Raw genomic sequence first — 21,289 nt, forward strand, 5'->3', positions numbered from 1 at the left:
GGGCGGGGCCCCGGTCAACGGCCGTGCGAGAGGCAGGACCCCGCCCGCGGCGGGGCCCTGCGCCCGGGTCACTTCGTGTTGATGACCTTGTCGATCGCGGCGTCCGCGTCCTTGGCCGCGGCCTCGACCGACTTCTTGCCGGTGCCGATGCTCTGGAGCATGGTCTGGAGCACCTGGGCCTTCTCGACCTGGCCCCAGCCCGGCGCCATCGGGACGAACCAGCTGGACTCGGCCGCGGTGGCCGGGACCGCCGTCTTCGGGTCGTTCTTCAGCGTCGCGAGGTCGGTCTTGTTGTTGGGCAGGTTGCCCTTGGCGATCAGGCCCTTCTGGCCGGTGGAGCCGGTGAAGGCGTTGATCCACTCGGCGGCGATCGCCTGCGCCTTGGACTTGACCGGGACGGCGAGGTCCGAACCGCCCAGGAAGACGGGCATGTTCTTGCCGGACGGGCCGGGCATCACGAAGTTCTCGACCTTGTCGGCGAGCTTGCCGACCTTGTCGTTCTTCGGGTCGGCGGCGGTCGCGCCCTCCCAGGCGGCGGCGAAGATCATGCCGGACTTGCCCTGGCCGTAGACGATCGGCCGGTCGGCCTCGTCCTTGGTCTTGTCACCGTGCATGTACTTGTCGAGGACGGCCTTGTAGTCGTTCAGGCCCTTGAGGGACTCCGGCGAGGACAGGTTGGCCTTCCACTGGCCGCCCTCCTCCTTGGCGATGGAGCCGCCGGCGTCGTAGACGAAGGACATGGCCGCGTACCAGTCACGGCTGGGCTGGTACCAGGCGCTGAACTTGTCGCCCTGCTTCTTCTGGACCTTGTCCAGGTCGGAGAGCAGTTCCTGGTACGTCTTCGGGGTGGTCTTCACACCGGACTGGGCGAAGACGTCCTTGCGCCAGTTGGCCACGCGGCCGCCCGCGTAGTAGGGAACGCCGTAGGTCTTGTCCTCGTAGGTCACCGAGGCCTTGAGGCCGTCCAGCCACCCGGAGGAGTTGTCGAACTTCGACGCGTCCAGGGGGGCGAAGGCGCCCTTGACCATGTAGCCGAGCATCTCGGTGTTGCCCATCTCGACCACGTCGGGGGACTTGTCGGTGGCGAGCACCGCGTCCAGCTTGGTGTTCTTGTCGGGCCAGCCGTAGTACTCGTGCTTGATCTTCAGGCCCGGGTGCTTCTTGACGACCGCGTCGTCGGCCGCCTTGACCAGGTCCGGCCAGTTGTTCTGCGCGTCGACGGTGAGCCAGACGGTCAGCTCCTTGGCGTCGGTCCCCTTCGAGCCCTCGTTCTTGTCGTCACCGCCGCCACACGCCGCGATGGAGACCATCATGCCCGCGATACCGATCGCAGCAACCAGCTTGCGCTTCACGCCACCCTCCTCAGGGATGCCACAAACCCCCCTGCCTCCCCGCGGTTGTAGTGACAAGTGGAAGCGTCAGCGCACACCGCCCATGGGGCCGGGACCTGGACCAATGGTGTAGACCAGTACGGGGAGCTTGGCCCAGACCAATAGGGCTGTCAAGGGTGCGCCGACCTGCTCAGCTGCTCCGTTATGGGACCGCGATATGCAGGGACCTTTCATTGCGCATGCGGTCAAACGGACGTCTCCGCTCCACTGGACCACCGGCCGTCACTTCCCGCTGGCAGCAGGCCTGTTCGCGTGGACCACCCGCACCGCGGGCGGACGATGGACTAGACCAGCCGGAGTCACGGCGGTATACAGAGGAGATCACGGAGCGTGCGGGTGGACACCCGACACAAGAAGCCGTGCCACGATGTGAGCCGTGGCCGACGGGACGTCGGTCGCTTCGGCACTGGAGCCGGGAAGGCAGAGCATGAGCACCGACGTCAGCAGTGCGGAGAACGAGGGTGGGGCGACCGTCCGTACCGCGCGCGTGCCCAAGTACTACCGCCTGAAGAAGCACCTGCTCGACATCACCCAGACGCAGTCGCCCGGAACCCCCGTGCCGCCCGAGCGGACGCTGGCGGCCGAGTTCGACACCTCGCGCACGACCGTGCGCCAGGCGCTGCAGGAACTGGTCGTCGAGGGCCGGCTGGAACGCATCCAGGGCAAGGGCACCTTCGTCGCCAAGCCGAAGGTGTCCCAGGCGCTGCAACTGACCTCCTACACCGAGGACATGCGCGCCCAGGGCCTGGAGCCGACCTCGCAGCTGCTGGACATCGGGTACATCACCGCCGACGACCGGCTCGCGGACCTGCTCGACATCACCACCGGCGGCCGCGTCCTGCGCATCGAGCGGCTGCGCATGGCCAACGGCGAGCCGATGGCCATCGAGACCACGCACCTGTCCGCCAAGCGCTTCCCCGCGCTGCGCCGCAGCCTCGTGAAGTACACCTCCCTCTACACCGCCCTGGCCGAGGTCTACGACGTCCACCTCGCCGAGGCCGAGGAGACCATCGAGACGTCGCTGGCCACCCCGCGCGAGGCGGGCCTGCTCGGCACCGACGTGGGCCTGCCGATGCTGCTGCTCTCCCGGCACTCCCAGGACCGCACGGGCCAGCCCGTGGAGTGGGTGCGCTCGGTGTACCGCGGCGACCGCTACAAGTTCGTGGCACGGCTCAAGCGCCCGATGGACTGACCTCCCGGGCCGCCGGACCGGCCCCGCCCGCCGCGCACCCCGCCCCCGCGGCCGGTGCCCGGACGGCGGCCGGGAAGCACCCGGGCGGCGGCCGGGCGAGGGACGCGCAACCGGTATGCGGACAAGGGGTTCCGTTCACTTGTCACCGTGACCTAGATTGCCTGCGCAATCGCACGGCTGACCAGCGAGGGGACGGAGCCGACATGTCAGATGGGCCAGGAGTGGGCAAAGGGGTGGTGACACCCCTGCGGGTGGTCATCGGCCTCTGCCTCGTCGCGCCGTTCGTGGCGATGCTGTGGGTCGGTTCGTACGCCAAGGTGGGGCCCACGTTCATCGGCATCCCGTTCTTCTACTGGTACCAGATGCTGTGGGTGGTCATCTCCACGGTCCTCACGGTGATCGCCTACCGGCTGTGGCAGCTCGACCAGCGTGGTCGCCGCTCGGCGGACACCGCCTCCCCGAAGGGCGGTGCGACCCGGTGAAGGACGGCGTCAACGGCGTCGCGCTCGGCGTCTTCATCTTCTTCTTCCTGCTCGTCACCGTCATGGGGTTCCTGGCCGCGCGCTGGCGCCGGGCGGAGAACGAGAGCCTGGACGAGTGGGGTCTGGGCGGCCGGTCGTTCGGCACGTGGATCACGTGGTTCCTGCTCGGCGGCGACCTCTACACCGCGTACACGTTCGTGGCGGTGCCCGCGGCGATCTACGCGACCGGCGCGGCCGGGTTCTTCGCGGTGCCGTACACGATCCTGGTCTACCCCCTGATCTTCACCTTCCTGCCGCGGCTGTGGTCGGTCTCGCACAAGCACGGGTACGTGACGACGTCGGACTTCGTACGCGGCCGGTTCGGGTCCAAGGGCCTGTCCCTGGCGGTCGCCCTCACCGGCATCCTCGCCACCATGCCGTACATCGCGCTCCAACTGGTCGGCATCCAGGCGGTGCTCGACGTGATGGGCGTGGGCGGCGGCGAGAACACCAACTGGTTCGTGAAGGACCTGCCGCTGCTGATCGCCTTCGGCGTGCTGGCGGCGTACACGTACTCCTCGGGACTGCGCGCCCCGGCGCTGATCGCGTTCGTCAAGGACGCGCTCATCTACATCGTCATCGCGGTCGCGATCATCTACATCCCGATCAAGCTGGGCGGCTTCGACGACATCTTCGCCAAGGCCGCCCACGCGTTCAGCCAGACGAATCCGGCCACCGGCAAACCACGCGGCGCGGTCGTGCCGGGCGAGGCGAGCCAGTGGACCTACGCCACCCTCGCCCTCGGCTCCGCGCTCGCCCTGTTCATGTACCCGCACTCGATCACCGCCACGCTGTCCTCGCGCAGCCGTGAGGTGATCCGCCGCAACACCACGATCCTGCCGCTGTACTCGCTGATGCTGGGCCTGCTGGCGCTGCTGGGCTTCATGGCGATCGCGGCGGGCGTGAAGGTCCAGAACGGGCAGCTGGCCATTCCGCAGCTGTTCGAGGACATGTTCCCGGACTGGTTCACCGGCATCGCCTTCGCGGCGATCGGCATCGGGGCGCTGGTCCCGGCGGCGATCATGTCGATCGCGGCGGCGAACCTGTTCACCCGCAACATCTACAAGGACTTCATCAAGCCGGACGCGACGGCCGAGCAGGAGACCCGGGTCTCCAAGCTGGTCTCGCTGCTGGTGAAGGTGGGCGCGCTGGTCTTCGTCCTGACCATGGACAAGACCGTGGCGATCAACTTCCAGTTGCTGGGCGGCATCTGGATCCTGCAGACCTTCCCGGCGCTGGTGGGCGGCCTGTTCACCCGCTGGTTCCACCGCTGGGCACTGCTGGCCGGCTGGGCCGTCGGCATGGTCTACGGCACGGTCGCGGCCTACGGGGTCGCCTCGCCGACGCAGAAGCACTTCGGTGGCTCGGCCAAGGAGATCCCGGGCATCGGCGAGATCGGCTACATCGGCATGACGGCGTTCGCCCTGAACGTCGTCGTCTCCGTCGTCCTGACCTTCGTCCTGAAGGCGCTGAAGGCCCCCGAGGGCGTCGACGAGACCAGCCCGCAGGACTACACCGCCGACGCGGGTGACCCCGGCGTCGCGGTCGAACTCCCGCCGGCCACGGCGGGCAGCGCTCACTGAGCTGCCGGAACCAGGGCACGGGCCGCCGGGAAGACCGGCGGCCCGTTGTCGTACCCGTGCGGCACACTCGGCCCCATGGACCTCGTGATCAGGCCGGCCGAGCCCGGCGAGTACGACACCCTCGGTGAGATCACCGCCCAGGCCTATCTCCAGGACGGGCTGCTGGACTTCGGGGAGAGCGACCCCTACCTGAGCGAGCTGAGGGACGTCGCCAAGCGGGCGGCCGCCGCCGAGGTGCTGGTGGCCGTGGCGGACGAAGCGGTGCTCGGCGGAGTCGCGTTCGTGCCGTCCGGCGGCGCCATGGCCGACATCGCCGGACCCGGCGAGGCCGAGATACGCATGCTCGCGGTCGCGCGCGCCGCACGCGGCCGGGGCGCGGGTGAGGCGCTGGTGCGGGCCTGCCTGGACCGGGCGCGGGCCACCGAGGGCTGTGCGCGCCTCGTGCTGTCAACCCAGCGCACCATGCACGCCGCCCACCGCCTCTACGAGCGCCTGGGCTTCGTCCGCACCCCGCAGCGGGACTGGAACCCGCTGCCGGACCTGGACGACATCACGCTGCTCACCTACGCGTTGGCGCTCTGACAGCGACCGACACCCTCCGCAGTCGACGCGACACATCCCAGGCACAACATATGGGGGTGGCTTCCGCACCCGGCACAAGATGTATGCTCATGCTCGCTGTCGTCGCAGGGGAATCCGGTGCGAATCCGGAACTGTCCCGCAACGGTGTACTCGTACACATATGCCCTCAAGGCCGTGTACGAGCGTCAGTCCGAGGACCTGCCGACAGTGCGCCCGGCCGTCCGGTCCGGGTGCCTGACGTCCGGGCCTCGTGGAATGGGCCGGTGGACGCGGCGCCGTGTGCGCTCGTGTGCTGCCCCCTGCCCTCGGCGAGGCCCCGTGCCGAGCGAGGGAGAGCCCCAAGTGACCATCGCGCCAGCCGATCCGGCCTCAGCCACGGGCCTGGAGAACGACGGTCCCGGTGCCGCGCTGCTGCGGACCCTGACCGAGCTGACCGCCGACCTCCCCGACGCCGACCCCGGCCGGGTCGCCGCCGCCGCGCTGCGCGGCCGGTCGGCGCACGCCGACGAGGCGGAGCTGCGGGAGCTGGCCACCGAGGCGGCGGCCGGGCTCATCTCCGAGGACCCCGCCTACTCGCGGCTGGCCGCCCGTCTGCTCACGCTCTCCATCCGCGCCGAGGCGGCCTCGCAGGGCGTCACGTCCTTCACCGAGTCGGTGGCCACGGGCCACCGCGAGGGACTGATCGCCGACCGGACCGCCGCGTTCGTCCGCCTGCACGCCGCCCGCCTGGACGCGCTGGCCGACCCGGCCGCCGACGACCGCTTCGGTTACTTCGGGCTGCGCACCCTGCACAGCCGCTACCTGCTGCGGCACCCGATCACCCGCAAGGTGATCGAGACGCCACAGCACTTCATGCTGCGGGTGGCCAGCGGGCTCGCCGAGGACGACAGCCCCCGGGCCGTCGACGAAGTCGCCGCGCTCCACGGGCTCATGAGCCGCCTCGACTACCTCCCCTCCTCCCCCACGCTCTTCAACTCCGGCACCCGCCACCCCCAGATGTCCTCCTGCTACCTGCTCGACTCCCCCAAGGACGAGCTGGACAGCATCTACGACCGCTACCACCAGGTGGCCCGGCTCTCCAAGCACGCCGGCGGCATCGGCATCGCCTACTCCCGCGTCCGCTCGCGCGGCTCGCTGATCCGCGGCACCAACGGGCACTCCAACGGCATCGTCCCGTTCCTGAAGACCCTCGACGCGTCGGTGGCCGCCGTGAACCAGGGCGGCCGGCGCAAGGGCGCGGCGGCCGTCTACCTGGAGACCTGGCACTCGGACATCGAGGAGTTCCTGGAGCTGCGCGACAACACCGGCGAGGACGCGCGCCGCACCCACAACCTGAACCTGGCGCACTGGATCCCGGACGAGTTCATGCGCCGCGTCGACGCCGACGGGCAGTGGTCGCTGTTCTCCCCGGCCGACGTGCCTCAACTGGTGGACCTGTGGGGCGGGGAGTTCGACGCGGCCTACCGCGCGGCCGAGGCGGCCGGGCTCGCGAAGAAGACCCTGCCCGCCCGTGAGCTGTACGGCCGGATGATGCGCACCCTCGCGCAGACCGGCAACGGCTGGATGACCTTCAAGGACGCCGCCAACCGCACCGCCAACCAGACGGCCGAGCCGGGCCACGTCATCCACTCCTCGAACCTCTGCACGGAGATCCTGGAGGTCACCGACGACGGCGAGACGGCGGTCTGCAACCTCGGCTCCGTCAACCTCGGCGCCTTCGCCGACCCCGAGCGCGGGGACCTCGACTGGGAGCGGCTGGACGAGACCGTCCGCACGGCCGTCACCTTCCTGGACCGGGTCGTCGACATCAACTTCTACCCGACCGAGCAGGCCGCCCGCTCCAACGCCCGGTGGCGGCCGGTGGGCCTGGGCGCGATGGGCCTCCAGGACGTCTTCTTCAAGCTGCGGCTGCCCTTCGACTCGCCCGAGGCGAAAGCGCTGTCGACCCGGATCGCCGAGCGGATCATGCTCGCCGCCTACGAGGCCTCCGCCGACCTCGCCGAACGGAACGCCCCGCTGCCCGCCTGGGAGAAGACCCGCGCCGCGCGCGGTGTGCTGCACCCCGACCACTACGACGTGGACCTCGCCTGGCCCGAGCGCTGGGCGGCCCTGCGCGAGCGGATCGCCGCCGTCGGCATGCGCAACTCACTGCTGCTGGCGATCGCGCCGACCGCCACCATCGCCTCCATCGCGGGCGTCTACGAGTGCATCGAGCCGCAGGTCTCCAACCTGTTCAAGCGCGAGACGCTCTCGGGCGAGTTCCTCCAGGTCAACTCCTACCTGGTGCGCGACCTCAAGACGCTCGGCGTGTGGGACGCCCGTACCCGGGAGGCGCTGCGCGAGGCGAACGGCTCGGTGCAGGACTTCGCGTGGATCCCCGAGGACGTGCGGCGGCTGTACCGCACGGCGTGGGAGATCCCGCAGCGCGGCCTGATCGACATGGCCGCCGCCCGTACCCCGTTCCTGGACCAGGCGCAGTCGCTGAACCTGTTCCTGGAGACGCCGACCATCGGCAAGCTCTCCTCGATGTACGCCTACGCCTGGAAGCAGGGCCTGAAGACGACGTACTACCTGCGCTCGCGACCGGCTACCCGGATCGCCCGCGCGGCCCGGGCGCAGACCCCCGCCGCCGTCCCCGTCCAGCAGGTCGCCGACCCCGACGCGGTCGCCTGCTCCCTTGAGAACCCCGAGTCCTGCGAGGCATGCCAGTGATGACCAGCACCCGAAACACGAACCTGCTCGACCCGGGCTTCGAGCTGACCCTGCGCCCCATGCGCTACCCCGACTTCTACGAGCGCTACCGGGACGCGATCAAGAACACCTGGCACGTGGAGGAGGTCGACCTCCACTCGGACGTCGCCGACCTCGCCAAGCTCTCCCCCGGCGAGCAGCACCTGATCGGCCGGCTGGTCGCGTTCTTCGCGACGGGCGACTCGATCGTCGCCAACAACCTGGTACTCACGCTCTACAAGCACATCAACTCGCCCGAGGCGCGCCTGTACCTGAGCAGGCAGCTGTTCGAGGAGGCCGTGCACGTCCAGTTCTACCTGACGCTGCTCGACACCTACCTGCCCGACCCGGACGACCGGGCGGCGGCCTTCGCGGCCGTGGAGAACATCCCGTCCATCCGGGAGAAGGCCGAGTTCTGCTTCAAGTGGATGGACTCGGTGGAGAAGCTGGACCGGCTGGAGACCAAGGCGGACCGCCGGCGCTTCCTGCTCAACCTGATCTGCTTCGCCGCCTGCATCGAGGGGCTGTTCTTCTACGGCGCCTTCGCCTACGTCTACTGGTTCCGCAGCCGCGGCCTGCTGCACGGCCTGGCCACGGGCACCAACTGGGTGTTCCGCGACGAGACGATGCACATGTCGTTCGCCTTCGACGTGGTGGACACCGTCCGCAAGGAGGAGCCGGACCTCTTCGACGACGGGTTGGAGCAGCAGGTCACCGACATGCTGCGGGAGGCCGTCGAGGCCGAGCTGCAGTTCGCGCGCGACCTGTGCGGTGACGGCCTCCCGGGCATGAACACCGACTCGATGCGGCAGTACCTGGAGTGTGTGGCCGACCAGCGTCTGACGCGGCTCGGTCTCGCTCCGGTGTACGGCTCCGAGAACCCCTTCTCCTTCATGGAGCTGCAGGGGGTTCAGGAGTTGACCAACTTCTTCGAGCGGCGTCCGTCGGCGTACCAGGTGGCGGTGGAGGGCACCGTCGACCTGGACGAGGACTTCTGAGCCTTCTCGCGCCGCGCCTGTGCCTCGCGGTACTCCTGGTCCCGGTGGGCCTGCTGTGCCTGCCTGATGCTGCGGTCGATGCGCTTGTCGCGCAGGACTCCGAGCATCGAGGGCAGCGCCATCAGGACCAGGAGTCCGAAGGTGGCGGCCATTCCGATCAGGGCTTCTGTCTGGTCTGCGTTCATGCACACCACTCTCGCGCCGGGCACGCCCGTGCGTGAGTGGCAGGACTGCCGCAGACCTTCAAATTCCTGCCACTTGCGAGGCACACTGGTGGCATGTTGCAGAACGTGGCGGCCGTCCTGCTGGACGGCGTGCATCCCTTCGAGCTGGGTGTGGTCTGCGAGGTCTTCGGCATCGACCGCAGCGACGACGGACTCCCGGTGTACGACTTCGCGGTGGTCTCCGCCGAGGGGCCGTCGCTGGGCACCCATGTCGGCGGTCTGAGCGTCGCGACCCCGTACGGACTCGACCGGCTCGACGAGGCCGACCTGATCGCCGTCCCCGCCGGGAACGACTTCGCCAGCCGGGTGTACCCGCCCGAGCTGCTGGCCGCCCTGCGCCGGGCCGTGGACCGGGGCTCGCGGGTGCTGAGCGTGTGCTCCGGGGTGTTCGTGCTGGGCGCGGCCGGGCTGCTTCAGGGGCGGCGCTGCGCCGTGCACTGGCACCACGCGGCGGAACTGTCCCGGCAGTACCCGCACGCCACCGTCGAGCCGGACGTGCTCTACGTCGACGAGGACCCGGTGATCACCTCGGCCGGCACGGCGGCCGGCATCGACGCCTGTCTGCACATCGTGCGCAAGGAGCAGGGGCCGGAGGTCGCGAACAAGATCGCCCGGCGGATGGTGGTGCCGCCGCACCGCGACGGCGGGCAGGCGCAGTACATCGAGCGTCCGCTGCCCAAGTCCCGCTGCGACACCGTGGGCGAGGTGCTGGTCTGGATGGAGCGGCACCTCGGCGAGGAGGTCACGGTCGAGCAGCTCGCCGCCCGCGCCCACATGTCGCCGCGCACCTTCGCCCGCCGCTTCCAGCAGGAGACGGGCACGACCCCGTACCGCTGGATCCTGCGGCAGCGGGTGCTGCTGGCGCAGGACCTGCTGGAGGCCACGGACGAGACGATGGACGCGATCGCGGACCGGGCCGGGTTCGGCACGGCGGCGGCGCTGCGGCACCAGTTCGTCCGCGCGCTGGGCACCACGCCGAACGCCTACCGGCGTGCGTTCAGGGGCCCGCAGGCCGCCTGAACGCACGCTCGCCGGTGGGCGGGCGGTGTCAGCGGGGCAGGGCGTTCAGCAGCAGGCGGCGCGGGCGCAGCGTGATCCCGATGCGCGGCCTGGGGTCGGAGCCGGGCGCCTGCTCGAAGCGGTAGGCGCCGGCGATCGCGGCCGTGAGCAGCGTGAGTTCGGCCATCGAGAAGTGGTCGCTCGGGCACTTGCGGTTGCCCACGCTGAACGGGCTCATCGCGTGCTTGGGGACCTCCTTGGCCCGCTCCGGGAGCCAGCGGTCCGGGTCGAACTCCTCGTGCCGGTCGTAGGAGCGGTGGTCGCGCTGGATGGCGTACGGGCTGTAGATGACGTCCGCGCCGGCCGGGATGCGCCAGCCGCCCAGCTCGGTGTCGGCGACCGTGCGGCGGGTCAGAATCCAGACCGCGGGATAGAGCCGCATTGTCTCCACGACGACATTCGCTGTGTACCTCAGTTTTCGGACGTCGTCGAATGCGACGGGCCGGTCACCGACCACGGTTTTCACCTCGTCGCGGATCTTGTCGCCGAGATCCGGGTGCTCGGTGAGGACGAGAAGCAGCGACATGACCATGGAACCGACAGTTTCGCTGCCCGGCGTGAGTATCGCGATGACCTGATCGTGGATCTCCTGCTCCCCAATAGGCTCGCCATTCTCGTCCTTCGCCTCCAGCAAAGCCGTCAGCAAATCGTCCGGTTTTTGACCGCTTGCCCGGCGGTCGGCGACGATCTCGTCGACCAGGAGATGCAAATCGGCCAATGCGCGATTGAATTCGCGATTGGACCTGACCGGCACCTTGTAGAGGGGGCCGAGCGGCACCACCATGCGCTGGTACATGCCGCTGAACAAGGTGGCGAGGGCCGCGCAGATGCGCTCGGCGCGGGCGTCCATGTAACTGCCGCGCATCAGGCACCGGGCGGCGACGCGCACGGCCACGCGGAAGGACTCCGCGGTCACGTCGAGGACCTCGCCCGAGCGCCAGCGCTCCACCAGGGCGTGCGCCTCCTCGGTCATGATCGGCCCGTACTCGGGGATCACGTCGAGCCGGAAGGCGGGCTGGATGGTGCGCCGCTGGCGGCGGTGGAGCGGCCCGTTCGCGGTGGCCACGCCCTCCTTGCCGAGCAGGCTCTCCAGGGACTCCCACAGCGGGCCCGCGATGATGTAGTCGGGGCTGAGCGCCAGCGCCCCGGTGAGGGCGGGCGCGGTGACGGCGTACACCGTCTTGGGGCCGAGCCTGAGGCGGACGATGTCGCCGTGGTCGCGCAGCCCGCCCAGGAAGGCCAGCGGGTCGCGGGCCAGCCTCAGGCCGTGGCCGAGGAGCGGGACCGCGCCTCCGGCCAGCGGGGGCTCGCTCAGCCGGGGGGCCGTGCGCGACCCGTCCTCGGGCTTCACCGACTCGACGGTCATTTCTCACCTGCCGCTTCGTTGTCGACGTACGGGGGCGTGGACCGGTCGTCCCAGTCGTCGACCATGTACCGGCCGGACTCGTGGTGGAACCAGTAGACGGAACTGAACCAGTTGCGCATATTACCGAGGCAGGCCCGCACGGCTGAACTCAGTTCCTTTCCCCGCACCGTGCCGTCCGCGAGACCGTCAGCGAAAGTCAATGCCTCCTGCTCCGCCGCACGGAATTCAGTGATGCATTCCTCGACCCGGCGACGGATTTCCGCGATGGATTCCTCGAGACTCAGCCTCTCGTGTTTGACGAGACTTATCCCGAGGTTGTGCACCTCGTCACCCGCTATTTCCTTGGGCAGGGAGCACAGGTCGTTGTACCAGGCGGCGAATTCCTGGCTGAGCAGGGCCGGGCGCCGGTACGCGGGGTTTTTCCGGACGGCGGCCGGGAGTTCGATCCCGGCGCTCGGCTCCAGCAGGTCCGTCCAGATCCAGTGGGCGAAGGTGAGCCGGCGCAGGGCCAGGTACTCCTCGACCGTGGGCACGACGCCCTCGCTGCGGTTGTGGAACTCGCGCTCGTACGCCTCGATCACCGCGTGGAAGTGCCGGGCGAAGCGGGCGTTCCAGGTGGCCGGGAGGAAGGAGAACAGCCGCAGCACACTGTCCGCGAACCCCGCTACCAGGGCGTCCGGGTGGTGCAGGTGTTCCCGCGGGGCGTCGAGCGCCGTGTGCAGCGCGCGCCGCAGCCTGCGCCAGGCGACGGGACGCCCGTGCACGATGTCACGGTCGTGCCGGTCGTCCCAGAGGAAGAACCACGCGCTGTAGTCCGCGATGGCCTGCAGGACTTCGTCCGGGGCGCCGAGGTAGTACCCCGCCATCAGGTCGGTGTAGCGCAGGCCGTCGGCGTGCTGCTCCACCTTGTCCGCGGGCATGAGCCGCTTTTCGAGCAGCCAGCCGCGGGTCTTCTCCTGGAGTTCGGGCCAATAGGCGTGCAACTTCCTGGGAAACGCCGCCTCGATCACCGGGAGCGCGAGCGCCGGTGGCACCGCGACCGCTGTCGGTGTCGATGTGGATGTCGATGTGGTGCTGTATGGGAAAGCCGGCACGAACAACCCCTCTCAGCCGCCGGTGGCGCCCGCCCCTTCCGCTGTGCCCGGCGCACGCCGTCGCGCATCCCCGCACTCCCATTCAGCACCACAACTGACCGCTCTGGGAATGGATTTGCCTCACTCGCCAGCGCGGATGCCGAGAATATCCCCTTGTGTGACTGATTCTGATTCAACAGATGCGCACAGAGGATCGAATGAGTGAGTGGCGGTGCCATGGACACAAAGAGACGCCCGACCGGCATGCGGTCGGGCGCGGTGCGCGCGGGGAGCGCGCCCCCGGTGTGCCAGGGGCGCTCACGCGCCGGGGGTGCCAGGTCGTTCTCAGTCGTTGGCGACCACGGGGTAGCGCGGCTCGTTCTCGGCCATCTGCCGCAGCGCGTCCTTGCGCTCCCGCTTGGAGAGCCGGTCGATGTAGAGGTAGCCGTAGAGGTGGTCGGTCTCGTGCTGCAAACAGCGAGCGAAGTAGCCGGTGCCGCGCACCTTGACCGGGTTGCCGCGCTCGTCCTGACCGGTGACCTCGGCGTAGTCGGGGCGGGCGAGCGGCGCGTAGGCGGTCGGCACGGACAGGCAGCCCTCGTTGCTGTCGTCCAGGCGGCGGCGGTCTGCGGGCAGCTCGACGAGGCGCGGGTTGCAGACGACACCGGTGTGCCGGACGCCCTCGTCGTCGGGGCAGTCGTAGACGAAGACCTTCAGGTCGACACCGATCTGGTTGGCGGCCAGGCCCACGCCCTCCGCGGTGCGCTGGCTGGCGAACATGTCCGCGACCAGCTGCTCCAGCTCCTCGCCGAACTCGGTGACGTCCCTGCACTCCTTGTGCAGCACCGGGTTGCCGACGACCGTGATCGGCCGCGAGGTACCCCGCTCACGCCACGCCGCCTCGCGGGCCTCGCAGTCCTCCGTGTCGACGACGTACCCTTCGTCGTCGACGGGGAGCACGCCCGCCTGCTGCTGATCGGTGTCCTGCTGCGCCATGACCGACGTACGCCTTCCTGCAAGCCTGAGAAGTTCTGCCCGTACAGCCTACGGGGACCGGTGGGCGCCCGGCTTCAGCAGACCTCTTCGAGGTCCCGCCAGTCACGCGAATCGGGGCTGTCCGCGACCCAGCCGTCCAGCAGCCCCCGGACCAGGGAGGCCGGCGCGGCCACCCCGCACTCCCGCTCGGGCACCCACAGCTGCCCGTCGGTGCGGTGGCCCAGCGGCCCGGGGTGCCCCGGCTCGCTGTGGTCGTGCGGGTCCAGGTGCACGCCGTCGCCCTCGTCGGAGGGCATCCGCGACTCCGAGCACGTCCGGCACAGCAGCCGGACCGAGGACGACCAGTCCTCGGCGGCGAAACCGGCGTCCGCCGCGAGCTGCTCCAGCGCGTCCCGGTCGGCCTCGGTGGCGGCCTCCAGGAGGACCACCCAGGTGGGCACGGGCGAGGGCGCCCACAGTTCGATCTCGTCGAAGACGGGGAAGCTGTGCCCGGCCGCGGTGGTCCGTTCGCCGTGGGGCACCCCGTCGTGCAGCACGACCTCGCCCCAGCGCCGCCCGGAGGAGGGCAGCGGAATGGACAGCACCTCGATCCGGGCCGGGTCCAGGCGCCGGCCCCAGACCACCTCGGCCTCGCCCTCCGGCGACAGCCGCACGGCCGCGCTGCCCAGCTCCATGCCCACCGGCTCGGCCGCGGCGGTCGCGGCCCCGGGCACCTTCAGGCCGTACGCCTGCCAGGCCCGGCGGGCCAGCGGCCAGTCCTGCAGCGCGGTGGCCGCGATGCCGACGTTCCACCAGTCCGGCGCCCCGGTCTCCTTCTCCAGCAGGGCGACCGCCCTGAGGCCCGCCGCCCTCGCCTGTTCCCAGTCGTGCCGGAACTTGTGCAGCAGGGCGAGGTTGAACCAGGACTCCGACAGCCAGGGCTCCAGGTCGGCGGCGCGCGTCAGCAGCGCGCCCGCGTCCTCGTACCGGCCGTCGCCGATCAGGGTGAACGCGCGGTCGGTGGCCTGCCGCCAGGAGGCGGAGGGCCGGTGCCGTCCCTTGCCGAAGATCCTCACGATTCCCGCCTGCCAGTTCCGTCGTATGGGCTGGCTCTGCCCCCGGACACCCTTTCCTTCGCATCCAACCACGTACGGCTTGAGGGGCGCTCATTACCCATGGGTTACCCCGCGGCGGAGGGTGTCAGACCACCCCCCGCGCCAGGACCCGGGCCAGCGATTCCACCACCTCGGCCGCGTATTCGCCCGCGCCGGCCAGGCGCAGTTCCTCCAGCGCCGCCAGCGAGCCGCCGGGCCCCGCCCCCCGCGCCTTCTCGTCGTAGGCGTTCACGGCCCGTACGATCCGCGCGGGCAGCGGCTGCTCGTCGCACGGGTCGGCCTGCCGCTCCACGACGACCGCGACCTCCCGGTCCACGCCGGTCTGCCGCACCACGGCGCCGCCCAGCAGCGCGATCCGCCGCCGCTCGGTGGCGGGCAGACCCGCGGTGGCGCCCGCCGGCACCGGGTCCACGAGACTGAGCTGGCCGATGTCGTGCATGAGGGCCGCGTGCTCCAGCACGGTCAGCTCCGGCTCCGTCAGCCCGAGGTCCCGGCCCACGGCCCGGCTGAGCGCAGCGACCCGGCGGGCGTGCCCGGCCGGGGTGTACCCGGCGACCTCGGTGGCGCGGGCCAGCGAGGCGATCGTCTGCCGGTAGGTGTCCCGCACGGAGGCGTACCGCCTCAGGGACAGCTGGGTGAGCAGCAGCGGCACGCAGAAGACCGGCAGCGCCCACAGGCCCGCCACGGCCACCGCCAGGGCCATCACCGCGCCCGTGGCACACACCGCGGACCCGATCCCGAGCAGGCCGCGCAGCTCCTCGCGCAGCAGCGGACCGAACGGCCACCGGGTGCGCCGGTGGGCCTCGGCGGCGGCGAGCACGGCGCCGCACAGGGCGGTGAGCACCAGCAGGGCGACCAGCAGCGCGGCGTGCGCGGGGCCGCTCCGGCTCCGGAAGAGCCCGCCGTTGTAGAGGGGTTGGAAGCAGAGGGCCGCGAAGGAGACGGTGAGGACGCGGCGGGCCAGGTGGTCGGCGGTCCTGCCGCGGCCGCGGGCGACGTGCGGCACGCTGCCCAGGAGCGAGGCGGCGAACACCACGGCGACGACCTGGCACGCGCCGTGGTGGCTGGGCAGCCCGGCGTCCTCGCCTAGCAGGGCGTACGCGAGCGCTCCGGCGGCGCCGAGCGGCGCGGCCTCGCCCGCCTCGGTCCCCGGCCACCGGCTGAGTTCCCCGGCCAGCACCAGCACACCGAAGGCGAGGGCGGTCCCGCGTTCCTCCAGCCCGGTCCACAAGGTGACGGCCAGGCAGAGCAGGGCGACGAGCAGGGCGCAGCCGCGCACCGTCCCCATCAGCCGGGACCGCCGTGCCGACGGGCTCCGCCCGCACCGGGCGGCGGGCTCGGGGAGGCGCGCGGAGAGGCGTGCCGGGGGGAGAGTGCCGATGTGCCGGTGCCGGCGCCCGTGGGCGAGGGGGGCACGGCGCCGGCGGCCCGGCCCGACGGCGGCCGGGGCACGGCGTCGTCAGGGACCTCCTCGGCGGTGACCGCCGGGTGCCAGCCGTGCCGGTCCAGGGCCCGGACCAGGGCGGTGACCATGCGCGGGTCGAACTGGGCGCCGGCGCAGCGCTCCAGTTCCCGCAGGGCGGCCGTGACCGGCCGGGCCCGCCGGTAGGAGCGGGTGGACGTCATCGCGTCGAACGCGTCGGCCACGGCGACCACGCGCGCGCACTCCGGGATCTGGGCGCCCCTGAGGCCGTAGGGGTAGCCGCTGCCGTCGAGCCGTTCGTGGTGGTGCAGGATCGCGGAGCGGGCCTCGCCGAGGAAGGAGATGCCGCGCACCATCTCGTGCCCGTACTCGGGATGCAGTTCGATCACGCGCCGCTCCTCGGGGGTGAGCGGGCCGTCCTTGCGCAGCAGCCGGGTGGGTACGCCGAGTTTGCCGACGTCGTGCAGGATTCCGGCGAAGCGGAGCACCTCCACGCCTTCGTCGTCCAGGCCGAGTTCGCGGGCGATCATCATGGAGGCCTGCCCGACGCGTTCACTGTGTCCGCGCGTGTATCCGTCCTTGATGTCGACGGCCTGCACCAGCGCCCGGACGGTCGCCCGATGGGCGGCCCGCTCGCGGTGGTACTGGGCGTACACCCACCAGGACACGCACATGGGCAGCAGCACGAGGAGGGCCGCGACCGGCCCGTACGGGCTGCGCCACAGGACCGCCATCATCAGCCCGCCGAGGCCGTGCACGGCGATCGGCGCGAGCGAGCGGGCGAACAGGCCGCGCCAGGCGTGGCGCACCGGCGGCCGCGCCCACCGTCCGCGCGGTACGGCCGGCCCCCCGGCCGCCAGCAGGCGGATGCCCCCGTCCAGCGCGGTCAGCACCAGGCAGAACGCCGTCACGGCGGCGCCCGCGGGGACGAGGGCGTAGGGGAAGTCGCAGCCGACGACGGCGTCCCGGCCGCCCAGCTCCCAGTGCACGCGGGCCGCCGCCCACACGGCGAGGACGAGTTGCGCCGCCCGCCACAGGCGCCGCAGCGTCTCGGGCCGCCGGCCGGCCGGGGTGAGCAGGGCGCCGGGCAGCGGGACGAGCGCGGCGGCGGGCGGCGGCAGCAGGAAGGCCGCGGCCAGCAGGACGGGGTAGAACGGACCCGCGAAGTGCCGGCGGACGACCTGGTTGCAGCCCGCGTAGAGCGCGGCGAGCGTGACCAGCGCCCACCAGGGCGCGGGCATCACCGGCAGTGGCAGCAGACAGGCCAGCGCGCCGAGGGCGACACAGGTGACGTACGCGCGGGCCCGCGGCGGAACCGCCTCCATGACGCCCCTCCCCGGTCATGCCTGTCCACGGCCAGTGGGCCGAGCCTAGGGCGCGGGAAGGGCGGTCCGCGGGCCGATAACCCGCGGATTAGCACGTAAGGGTGAACCGGAGGTCAGGACTCCTGCGGAGTCACCGGCGCCGTCGTCACGTCACGGTCGGAAGCGACGGGGCGGTCGGAGACCGGCTGTCCCGAGCGGAGCAGGTCGAGCCGGCCCATCACCTTGGCACGCAGGTCCGAGGGCACGTCGTCATGGCCGCAGCACCGCTTGACCAGCTTCTTCACGGCCTGCTCCAGGCCGTACTTCTCCAGGCACGGCGAGCACTCGTCGAAGTGCTGGCGGAACTTGTCGCGGTCGACGTCCGGCATCTCGCTGTCGAGGAACTCGTACAGGTGGTCGAGTACCTCACTGCAGTCCGTTTCGTGCGGATCTCCGCAGCTCATGAGCCCGAGCCTTTCGCTTCGTTCGACTCTCCGGCGCCGGCCGGGACCAGCCCGCGCTCGCGGGCGTAGTCCTCGAGCATGCCGCGCAGTTGACGGCGGCCCCGGTGCAGCCGGGACATCACCGTGCCGATGGGTGTCCCCATGATGTCCGCGATCTCCTTGTACGCAAAGCCCTCTACGTCCGCGAGATAGACGGCGATGCGGAATTCCTCGGGGATCGCCTGCAGCGCTTCCTTCACGTCCGAGTCGGGCAGGTGGTCGAGCGCCTGCGACTCCGCGGAGCGCAGACCCGTCGACATGTGCGACTCGGCACGCGCGAGCTGCCAGTCCTCGATCTCCTCCGCGGCGCTGCGCTGGGGTTCACGCTGCTTCTTGCGGTAGGAGTTGATGAAGGTGTTGGTGAGGATCCGGTACAGCCACGCCTTGAGGTTGGTGCCCTCGCGGAACTGGTGGAAGGACGCGTACGCCTTCGCGTACGTCTCCTGCACCAGGTCCTCGGCGTCGGCCGGGTTGCGCGTCATGCGCAGCGCCGCCGAGTACATCTGGTCGAGGAATTCCAGGGCGTCCCGCTCGAAGCGCGCGCTGCGCGCGGCGGTCGACTCCGCGGGCGACTCCACGCCCGTGCCCCGGCCCTCGGGCAGCTCCGCCCGGCCGTTGTCGGTCCCTGCGTCGGTACCGGGAACCGGACCCACCTCCTCAAGCGACGTCGCGGGACCGAAGGCGGCCCCACTCGTTTCGGAGGATAGACGACGATCCGGTCCGCCCGCCGCCCGAATAGGGGCGGTCCTGGCCACGTGCAGCACCGACCAGTCCAGGTCGTTGTGGCTGCTACGGGCCGGGCAGATGGTCGAACCCATGCGGCGGACTCCCTCTCCTGACGACGGTGGCGCTGGGGCCCCAGCACTTCTGTCCGCCTCAACAGTGCGCACCGGGCCCGCATTCCCGGGGCGTCACCCGAGTGACGCGGCCCACCGCACCACACCGTCGGTGAGGACGCCCAGGGCCTGCTCCTGGGTGATCTCCGCCCTCTTCGGTACGGCGAAGCCGTGATCGCCGTACGGCACGGTGATCAGCTCGAAGGGCCCCTCGGGGAACTCCTCCGGCTTGCCGAAGGGGTCGTTGCCGCCCTGGACGACCAGGGTCGGCACGCCCGCCCCGAGCAGTTCGGCGGCGCGGGACTTCTCCGGCCTGCCCGGCGGGTGCAGCGGGAAACCGAGGGCGAGCACGGCGTGCGCGCCCAGCTCGGCGGCCGTGCGGCAGGCCACGCGTGCGCCCGCGCTGCGCCCGCCGGAGACGACCGGCAGGCCCGGGGCGGCGAGCGCGGGCCAGACGCCGCGCCAGCCGGTGTCCAGCGTCTTCGGCGCGGGCGCGACCTTCTTGCCCGCCACCCGCCAGGGCTGCTCGACGAGCGCGACGCTCACGCCGTGCCCGGGGAGCGTGCGCGCCAGGGCCTGGAGGTCGCGGGCCTCGACGCCGCCGCCGGCGCCGTGGCCCACGGCGAGGACGAGGCGTGCCCGCGCCGCCCGGTGCCAGGTGACGCGGGCGGCTCCCGCCGGTGTCTCGACGGTCTCACGTGTGTCAGGGGTCACCCGGGAGAGGATGGCAGACGGGGAGGTCAGAAGAGGGTTCCCGCCTCCGGCGCGGGCAGTTCCTTCAGCAGCTCGGGGCCGTTGTTGCGGACGTTGCTCACCGCCGTGGCGACCGGGTACGCGCGCATCAGGCCCCCGGGCGGGGGTGCCAGCAGCGACCGCAGCTCGCCGGCGTCCGTGCGGGCCGGGTCCAGCCAGGCGTCCCAGCGGTCGGGGGTGAGCATCAGCGGCATCCGGGGGTGGATGTCGGCGAGCGAACGCGGTCCCTCGGCCGGGGCCGCCGCCAGCGGGGCCGTCTCGGCCTCCGTGGTGATCACCGAGCAGGTCACCCACCAGGCCCGCGGGTGGTCGTCGGGCAGCGTACGGTCCCGCCAGAACTCGTACAGCCCCGCCATCGCGAACACCGATCCGTCCGCCGGGGTCACGAAGTACGGCTGCTTGCGCGGGCGTTTGCGCTTGCCCTCGACCTCCAGCTCCCGCTCCTCGGCGGCGGTGACCCACTCGTAGTAGCCGTCGGCGGGCACGATGCAGCGCCGGGCGGCGAAGGCGCGGCGGTAGGAGGGCTTCTCGTGCACCGTCTCCGCGCGGGCGTTGATCATCCGGGCGGCGCCCTCGGGGCTCTTCGCCCAGGACGGGACCAGTCCCCACCGCAGCTTCCGCAGCTGCCGAACCGGGCGGGTGTCCCCAGCGTCCTTCAAGGGGCGGTCGAGGACGACGTGGACCTCCTTGGTGGGGGCCACGTTGTAGTCGGGTTCCAGGGCCTCCTCCGGCTCCGACTTCTCCACTTCGAAGATTCCCGCGAGATCCTCGGCCCCGCGACTCGCTGCATACCGTCCGCACATGCGTGCCACACTGCCAGACTCCGTACGACGACAGGGAGCCCAACGGAAACATGGACAGCCTCGCCTCCGTCGCACTGCCCGGCCTGTGGGACCGGCTCGTCGGCAGCCAGCCGGGACCCGACCTGTGGGTGGTGCTCGCCACCGCGGCCGCCGCCCTGGCCGTGGTGGTCCCCCACACCCTGTGGCGGATCTCCCGCAACGCCATCACCATCGCCCACGAGGGCGGCCACGGCCTGGTGGCGCTGCTCACCGGCCGCACGCTGACCGGTATACGGCTGCACTCCGACACCAGCGGCCTCACCGTCAGCCGCGGCAGACCGTACGGCCTCGGCATGATCCTGACCGCCGCCTCCGGCTACACCGCTCCCCCGCTGCTGGGTCTGGGCGGCGCCGCCCTGCTGGCCGCCGGACGCGTCACGCTGCTGCTGTGGGCGGCCACGGCACTGCTGGTGGCGATGCTGGTGATGATCCGCAACGCCTACGGCGTGCTGACCGTGGTCCTCACCGGCGGCACGTTCCTGCTGGTGTCGTGGCTGGCCGGCACGCAGGTGCAGGCGGCGTTCGCGTACGCGGTGGTGTGGTTCCTGCTGCTCGGCGGGGTGCGCCCGGCCTTCGAACTCCAGGTGAAACGCTCGCGCGGGGGCGCCGGGGACTCGGACGCGGACCAGCTGGCGCGGCTGACGCACGTGCCGGCGGCCCTGTGGCTGTTCCTCTTCCACGCGGTCTCGCTGTGCTCGCTGATGGGCGGGGGCCGCTGGCTGCTCGGCAGGTGAGCGGCCCACCGCGCCGGCGGCCGGTGCCGATCACCGGGCCGCACCGCAGGAAGGCCGCTGCGACGGCCTCCTTATAGAGTGGGCC

The 21,289-nt window shown here is 71.2% G+C and carries 20 protein-coding genes and 1 riboswitch; of the genes, 8 read left to right on the top strand and 12 right to left on the bottom strand.

The genetic code is table 11. The annotated features are described in order from the left end of the window. Window positions 1-68 precede the first annotated feature (68 nt). Complete coding sequence (locus ACFC02_RS17775) at window positions 69-1,352, bottom strand: extracellular solute-binding protein (RefSeq protein WP_376357517.1); 1,284 nt, start codon at window positions 1,350-1,352, stop codon at window positions 69-71. 466 nt (window positions 1,353-1,818) lie between these two features. On the opposite strand from ACFC02_RS17775, the gene ACFC02_RS17780 reads away from it, so the two are divergent. From ACFC02_RS17780 to ACFC02_RS17805, 6 genes are all read left to right on the top strand, one after another. Further along, window positions 1,819-2,583 (top strand): GntR family transcriptional regulator, encoded by a 765-nt coding sequence (locus ACFC02_RS17780; RefSeq protein ID WP_360969463.1) that lies wholly within the window; start codon window positions 1,819-1,821, stop codon window positions 2,581-2,583. 203 nt (window positions 2,584-2,786) lie between these two features. Continuing rightward, window positions 2,787-3,065, top strand: coding sequence for a DUF3311 domain-containing protein (locus ACFC02_RS17785; RefSeq protein ID WP_376357519.1), 279 nt, complete (start codon window positions 2,787-2,789; stop codon window positions 3,063-3,065). Then, complete coding sequence (mctP, locus tag ACFC02_RS17790; RefSeq protein ID WP_376357521.1) at window positions 3,062-4,687, top strand: monocarboxylate uptake permease MctP; 1,626 nt, start codon at window positions 3,062-3,064, stop codon at window positions 4,685-4,687. Before ACFC02_RS17785 ends, mctP begins: the two co-directional genes overlap by 4 nt. A 75-nt stretch (window positions 4,688-4,762) precedes the next feature. Beyond that, the gene (locus tag ACFC02_RS17795; RefSeq protein ID WP_376357523.1) at window positions 4,763-5,269 is read left to right on the top strand and encodes a GNAT family N-acetyltransferase; all 507 of its coding nucleotides are present in this window, start codon (window positions 4,763-4,765) and stop codon (window positions 5,267-5,269) included. A 53-nt stretch (window positions 5,270-5,322) separates the two neighbouring features. Continuing rightward, window positions 5,323-5,490: riboswitch (cobalamin riboswitch) on the top strand. Between the two features lie 121 nt (window positions 5,491-5,611). Continuing rightward, on the top strand, window positions 5,612-7,981 hold the full coding sequence (locus ACFC02_RS17800) for a ribonucleoside-diphosphate reductase subunit alpha (protein WP_376357525.1): 2,370 nt from the start codon (window positions 5,612-5,614) through the stop codon (window positions 7,979-7,981). Beyond that, the gene (locus tag ACFC02_RS17805) at window positions 7,981-8,997 is read left to right on the top strand and encodes a ribonucleotide-diphosphate reductase subunit beta (RefSeq protein ID WP_376357527.1); all 1,017 of its coding nucleotides are present in this window, start codon (window positions 7,981-7,983) and stop codon (window positions 8,995-8,997) included. Before ACFC02_RS17800 ends, ACFC02_RS17805 begins: the two co-directional genes overlap by 1 nt. On the opposite strand, the gene ACFC02_RS17810 is transcribed toward ACFC02_RS17805, so the two are convergent. Continuing rightward, entirely contained in the window at window positions 8,910-9,182 is a 273-nt protein-coding gene (locus ACFC02_RS17810; protein WP_376357529.1) for a hypothetical protein, read from the bottom strand. The genes ACFC02_RS17805 and ACFC02_RS17810 overlap by 88 nt on opposite strands. Window positions 9,183-9,275: 93 nt before the next feature. Between ACFC02_RS17810 and ACFC02_RS17815 the strand changes: the two genes are divergently transcribed. Further along, window positions 9,276-10,241 (top strand): helix-turn-helix domain-containing protein, encoded by a 966-nt coding sequence (locus tag ACFC02_RS17815; RefSeq protein ID WP_376357531.1) that lies wholly within the window; start codon window positions 9,276-9,278, stop codon window positions 10,239-10,241. 28 nt (window positions 10,242-10,269) lie between these two features. Here the strand turns inward: ACFC02_RS17815 and ACFC02_RS17820 are convergent, their stop codons facing one another. From ACFC02_RS17820 to ACFC02_RS17865, 10 genes are all read right to left on the bottom strand, one after another. Further along, window positions 10,270-11,646 (bottom strand): cytochrome P450, encoded by a 1,377-nt coding sequence (locus tag ACFC02_RS17820; RefSeq protein ID WP_376357533.1) that lies wholly within the window; start codon window positions 11,644-11,646, stop codon window positions 10,270-10,272. Beyond that, window positions 11,643-12,680: an epi-isozizaene synthase gene (gene cyc1, locus ACFC02_RS17825; protein WP_376357535.1), complete on the bottom strand. Its 1,038-nt coding sequence runs from the start codon at window positions 12,678-12,680 to the stop codon at window positions 11,643-11,645. Before cyc1 ends, ACFC02_RS17820 begins: the two co-directional genes overlap by 4 nt. Window positions 12,681-13,064: 384 nt before the next feature. Continuing rightward, window positions 13,065-13,715 carry a peptide deformylase gene (gene def / locus ACFC02_RS17830; protein WP_376357537.1) on the bottom strand — a complete coding sequence of 217 codons (651 nt, stop codon included), beginning with the start codon at window positions 13,713-13,715 and terminating at the stop codon, window positions 13,065-13,067. Window positions 13,716-13,789: 74 nt separating this feature from the next. Further along, a complete protein-coding gene (locus tag ACFC02_RS17835) occupies window positions 13,790-14,770 on the bottom strand; it encodes a hypothetical protein (protein ID WP_360969482.1) in 981 nt (326 codons plus the stop codon). A gap of 124 nt (window positions 14,771-14,894) precedes the next feature. Beyond that, window positions 14,895-16,097 carry an HD-GYP domain-containing protein gene (locus tag ACFC02_RS17840; protein ID WP_376357539.1) on the bottom strand — a complete coding sequence of 401 codons (1,203 nt, stop codon included), beginning with the start codon at window positions 16,095-16,097 and terminating at the stop codon, window positions 14,895-14,897. Further along, window positions 16,097-17,557, bottom strand: coding sequence for an HD domain-containing phosphohydrolase (locus ACFC02_RS17845; protein ID WP_376357541.1), 1,461 nt, complete (start codon window positions 17,555-17,557; stop codon window positions 16,097-16,099). The genes ACFC02_RS17840 and ACFC02_RS17845 overlap by 1 nt, the downstream gene beginning before the upstream one ends. 113 nt (window positions 17,558-17,670) lie before the next feature. After that, a complete protein-coding gene (rsrA, locus tag ACFC02_RS17850; protein WP_360969487.1) occupies window positions 17,671-18,000 on the bottom strand; it encodes a mycothiol system anti-sigma-R factor in 330 nt (109 codons plus the stop codon). Beyond that, complete coding sequence (gene sigR, locus ACFC02_RS17855) at window positions 17,997-18,692, bottom strand: RNA polymerase sigma factor SigR (protein WP_376357572.1); 696 nt, start codon at window positions 18,690-18,692, stop codon at window positions 17,997-17,999. Before sigR ends, rsrA begins: the two co-directional genes overlap by 4 nt. 258 nt (window positions 18,693-18,950) lie before the next feature. Continuing rightward, entirely contained in the window at window positions 18,951-19,589 is a 639-nt protein-coding gene (locus ACFC02_RS17860; RefSeq protein ID WP_376357543.1) for an alpha/beta family hydrolase, read from the bottom strand. 26 nt (window positions 19,590-19,615) lie between these two features. Next, window positions 19,616-20,431 (bottom strand): SOS response-associated peptidase, encoded by an 816-nt coding sequence (locus ACFC02_RS17865; protein WP_376357545.1) that lies wholly within the window; start codon window positions 20,429-20,431, stop codon window positions 19,616-19,618. A gap of 50 nt (window positions 20,432-20,481) precedes the next feature. Between ACFC02_RS17865 and ACFC02_RS17870 the strand changes: the two genes are divergently transcribed. Beyond that, a complete protein-coding gene (locus tag ACFC02_RS17870; RefSeq protein WP_376357547.1) occupies window positions 20,482-21,204 on the top strand; it encodes a M50 family metallopeptidase in 723 nt (240 codons plus the stop codon). Window positions 21,205-21,289 lie beyond the last annotated feature (85 nt).

It is taken from the genome of Streptomyces sp. NPDC056160 (genome assembly GCF_042268205.1).
Taxonomy (GTDB): Bacteria; Actinomycetota; Actinomycetes; order Streptomycetales; family Streptomycetaceae; genus Streptomyces.

What these genes read in the sequence shown, in the direction of transcription:
- def (WP_376357537.1), bottom strand. Translation starts at nt 13,715, where the DNA reads ATGGCGCAGCAGGACACCGATCAGCAGCAGGCGGGCGTGCTCCCCGTC.
- ACFC02_RS17815 (WP_376357531.1), top strand. Translation starts at nt 9,276, where the DNA reads ATGTTGCAGAACGTGGCGGCCGTCCTGCTGGACGGCGTGCATCCCTTC.
- ACFC02_RS17820 (WP_376357533.1), bottom strand. Translation starts at nt 11,646, where the DNA reads ATGACCGTCGAGTCGGTGAAGCCCGAGGACGGGTCGCGCACGGCCCCC.
- ACFC02_RS17810 (WP_376357529.1), bottom strand. Translation starts at nt 9,182, where the DNA reads ATGAACGCAGACCAGACAGAAGCCCTGATCGGAATGGCCGCCACCTTC.
- ACFC02_RS17840 (WP_376357539.1), bottom strand. Translation starts at nt 16,097, where the DNA reads ATGGGGACGGTGCGCGGCTGCGCCCTGCTCGTCGCCCTGCTCTGCCTG.
- ACFC02_RS17805 (WP_376357527.1), top strand. Translation starts at nt 7,981, where the DNA reads ATGACCAGCACCCGAAACACGAACCTGCTCGACCCGGGCTTCGAGCTG.
- ACFC02_RS17780 (WP_360969463.1), top strand. Translation starts at nt 1,819, where the DNA reads ATGAGCACCGACGTCAGCAGTGCGGAGAACGAGGGTGGGGCGACCGTC.
- ACFC02_RS17795 (WP_376357523.1), top strand. Translation starts at nt 4,763, where the DNA reads ATGGACCTCGTGATCAGGCCGGCCGAGCCCGGCGAGTACGACACCCTC.
- ACFC02_RS17865 (WP_376357545.1), bottom strand. Translation starts at nt 20,431, where the DNA reads ATGTGCGGACGGTATGCAGCGAGTCGCGGGGCCGAGGATCTCGCGGGA.
- rsrA (WP_360969487.1), bottom strand. Translation starts at nt 18,000, where the DNA reads ATGAGCTGCGGAGATCCGCACGAAACGGACTGCAGTGAGGTACTCGAC.
- ACFC02_RS17785 (WP_376357519.1), top strand. Translation starts at nt 2,787, where the DNA reads ATGTCAGATGGGCCAGGAGTGGGCAAAGGGGTGGTGACACCCCTGCGG.
- ACFC02_RS17870 (WP_376357547.1), top strand. Translation starts at nt 20,482, where the DNA reads ATGGACAGCCTCGCCTCCGTCGCACTGCCCGGCCTGTGGGACCGGCTC.
- ACFC02_RS17845 (WP_376357541.1), bottom strand. Translation starts at nt 17,557, where the DNA reads ATGGAGGCGGTTCCGCCGCGGGCCCGCGCGTACGTCACCTGTGTCGCC.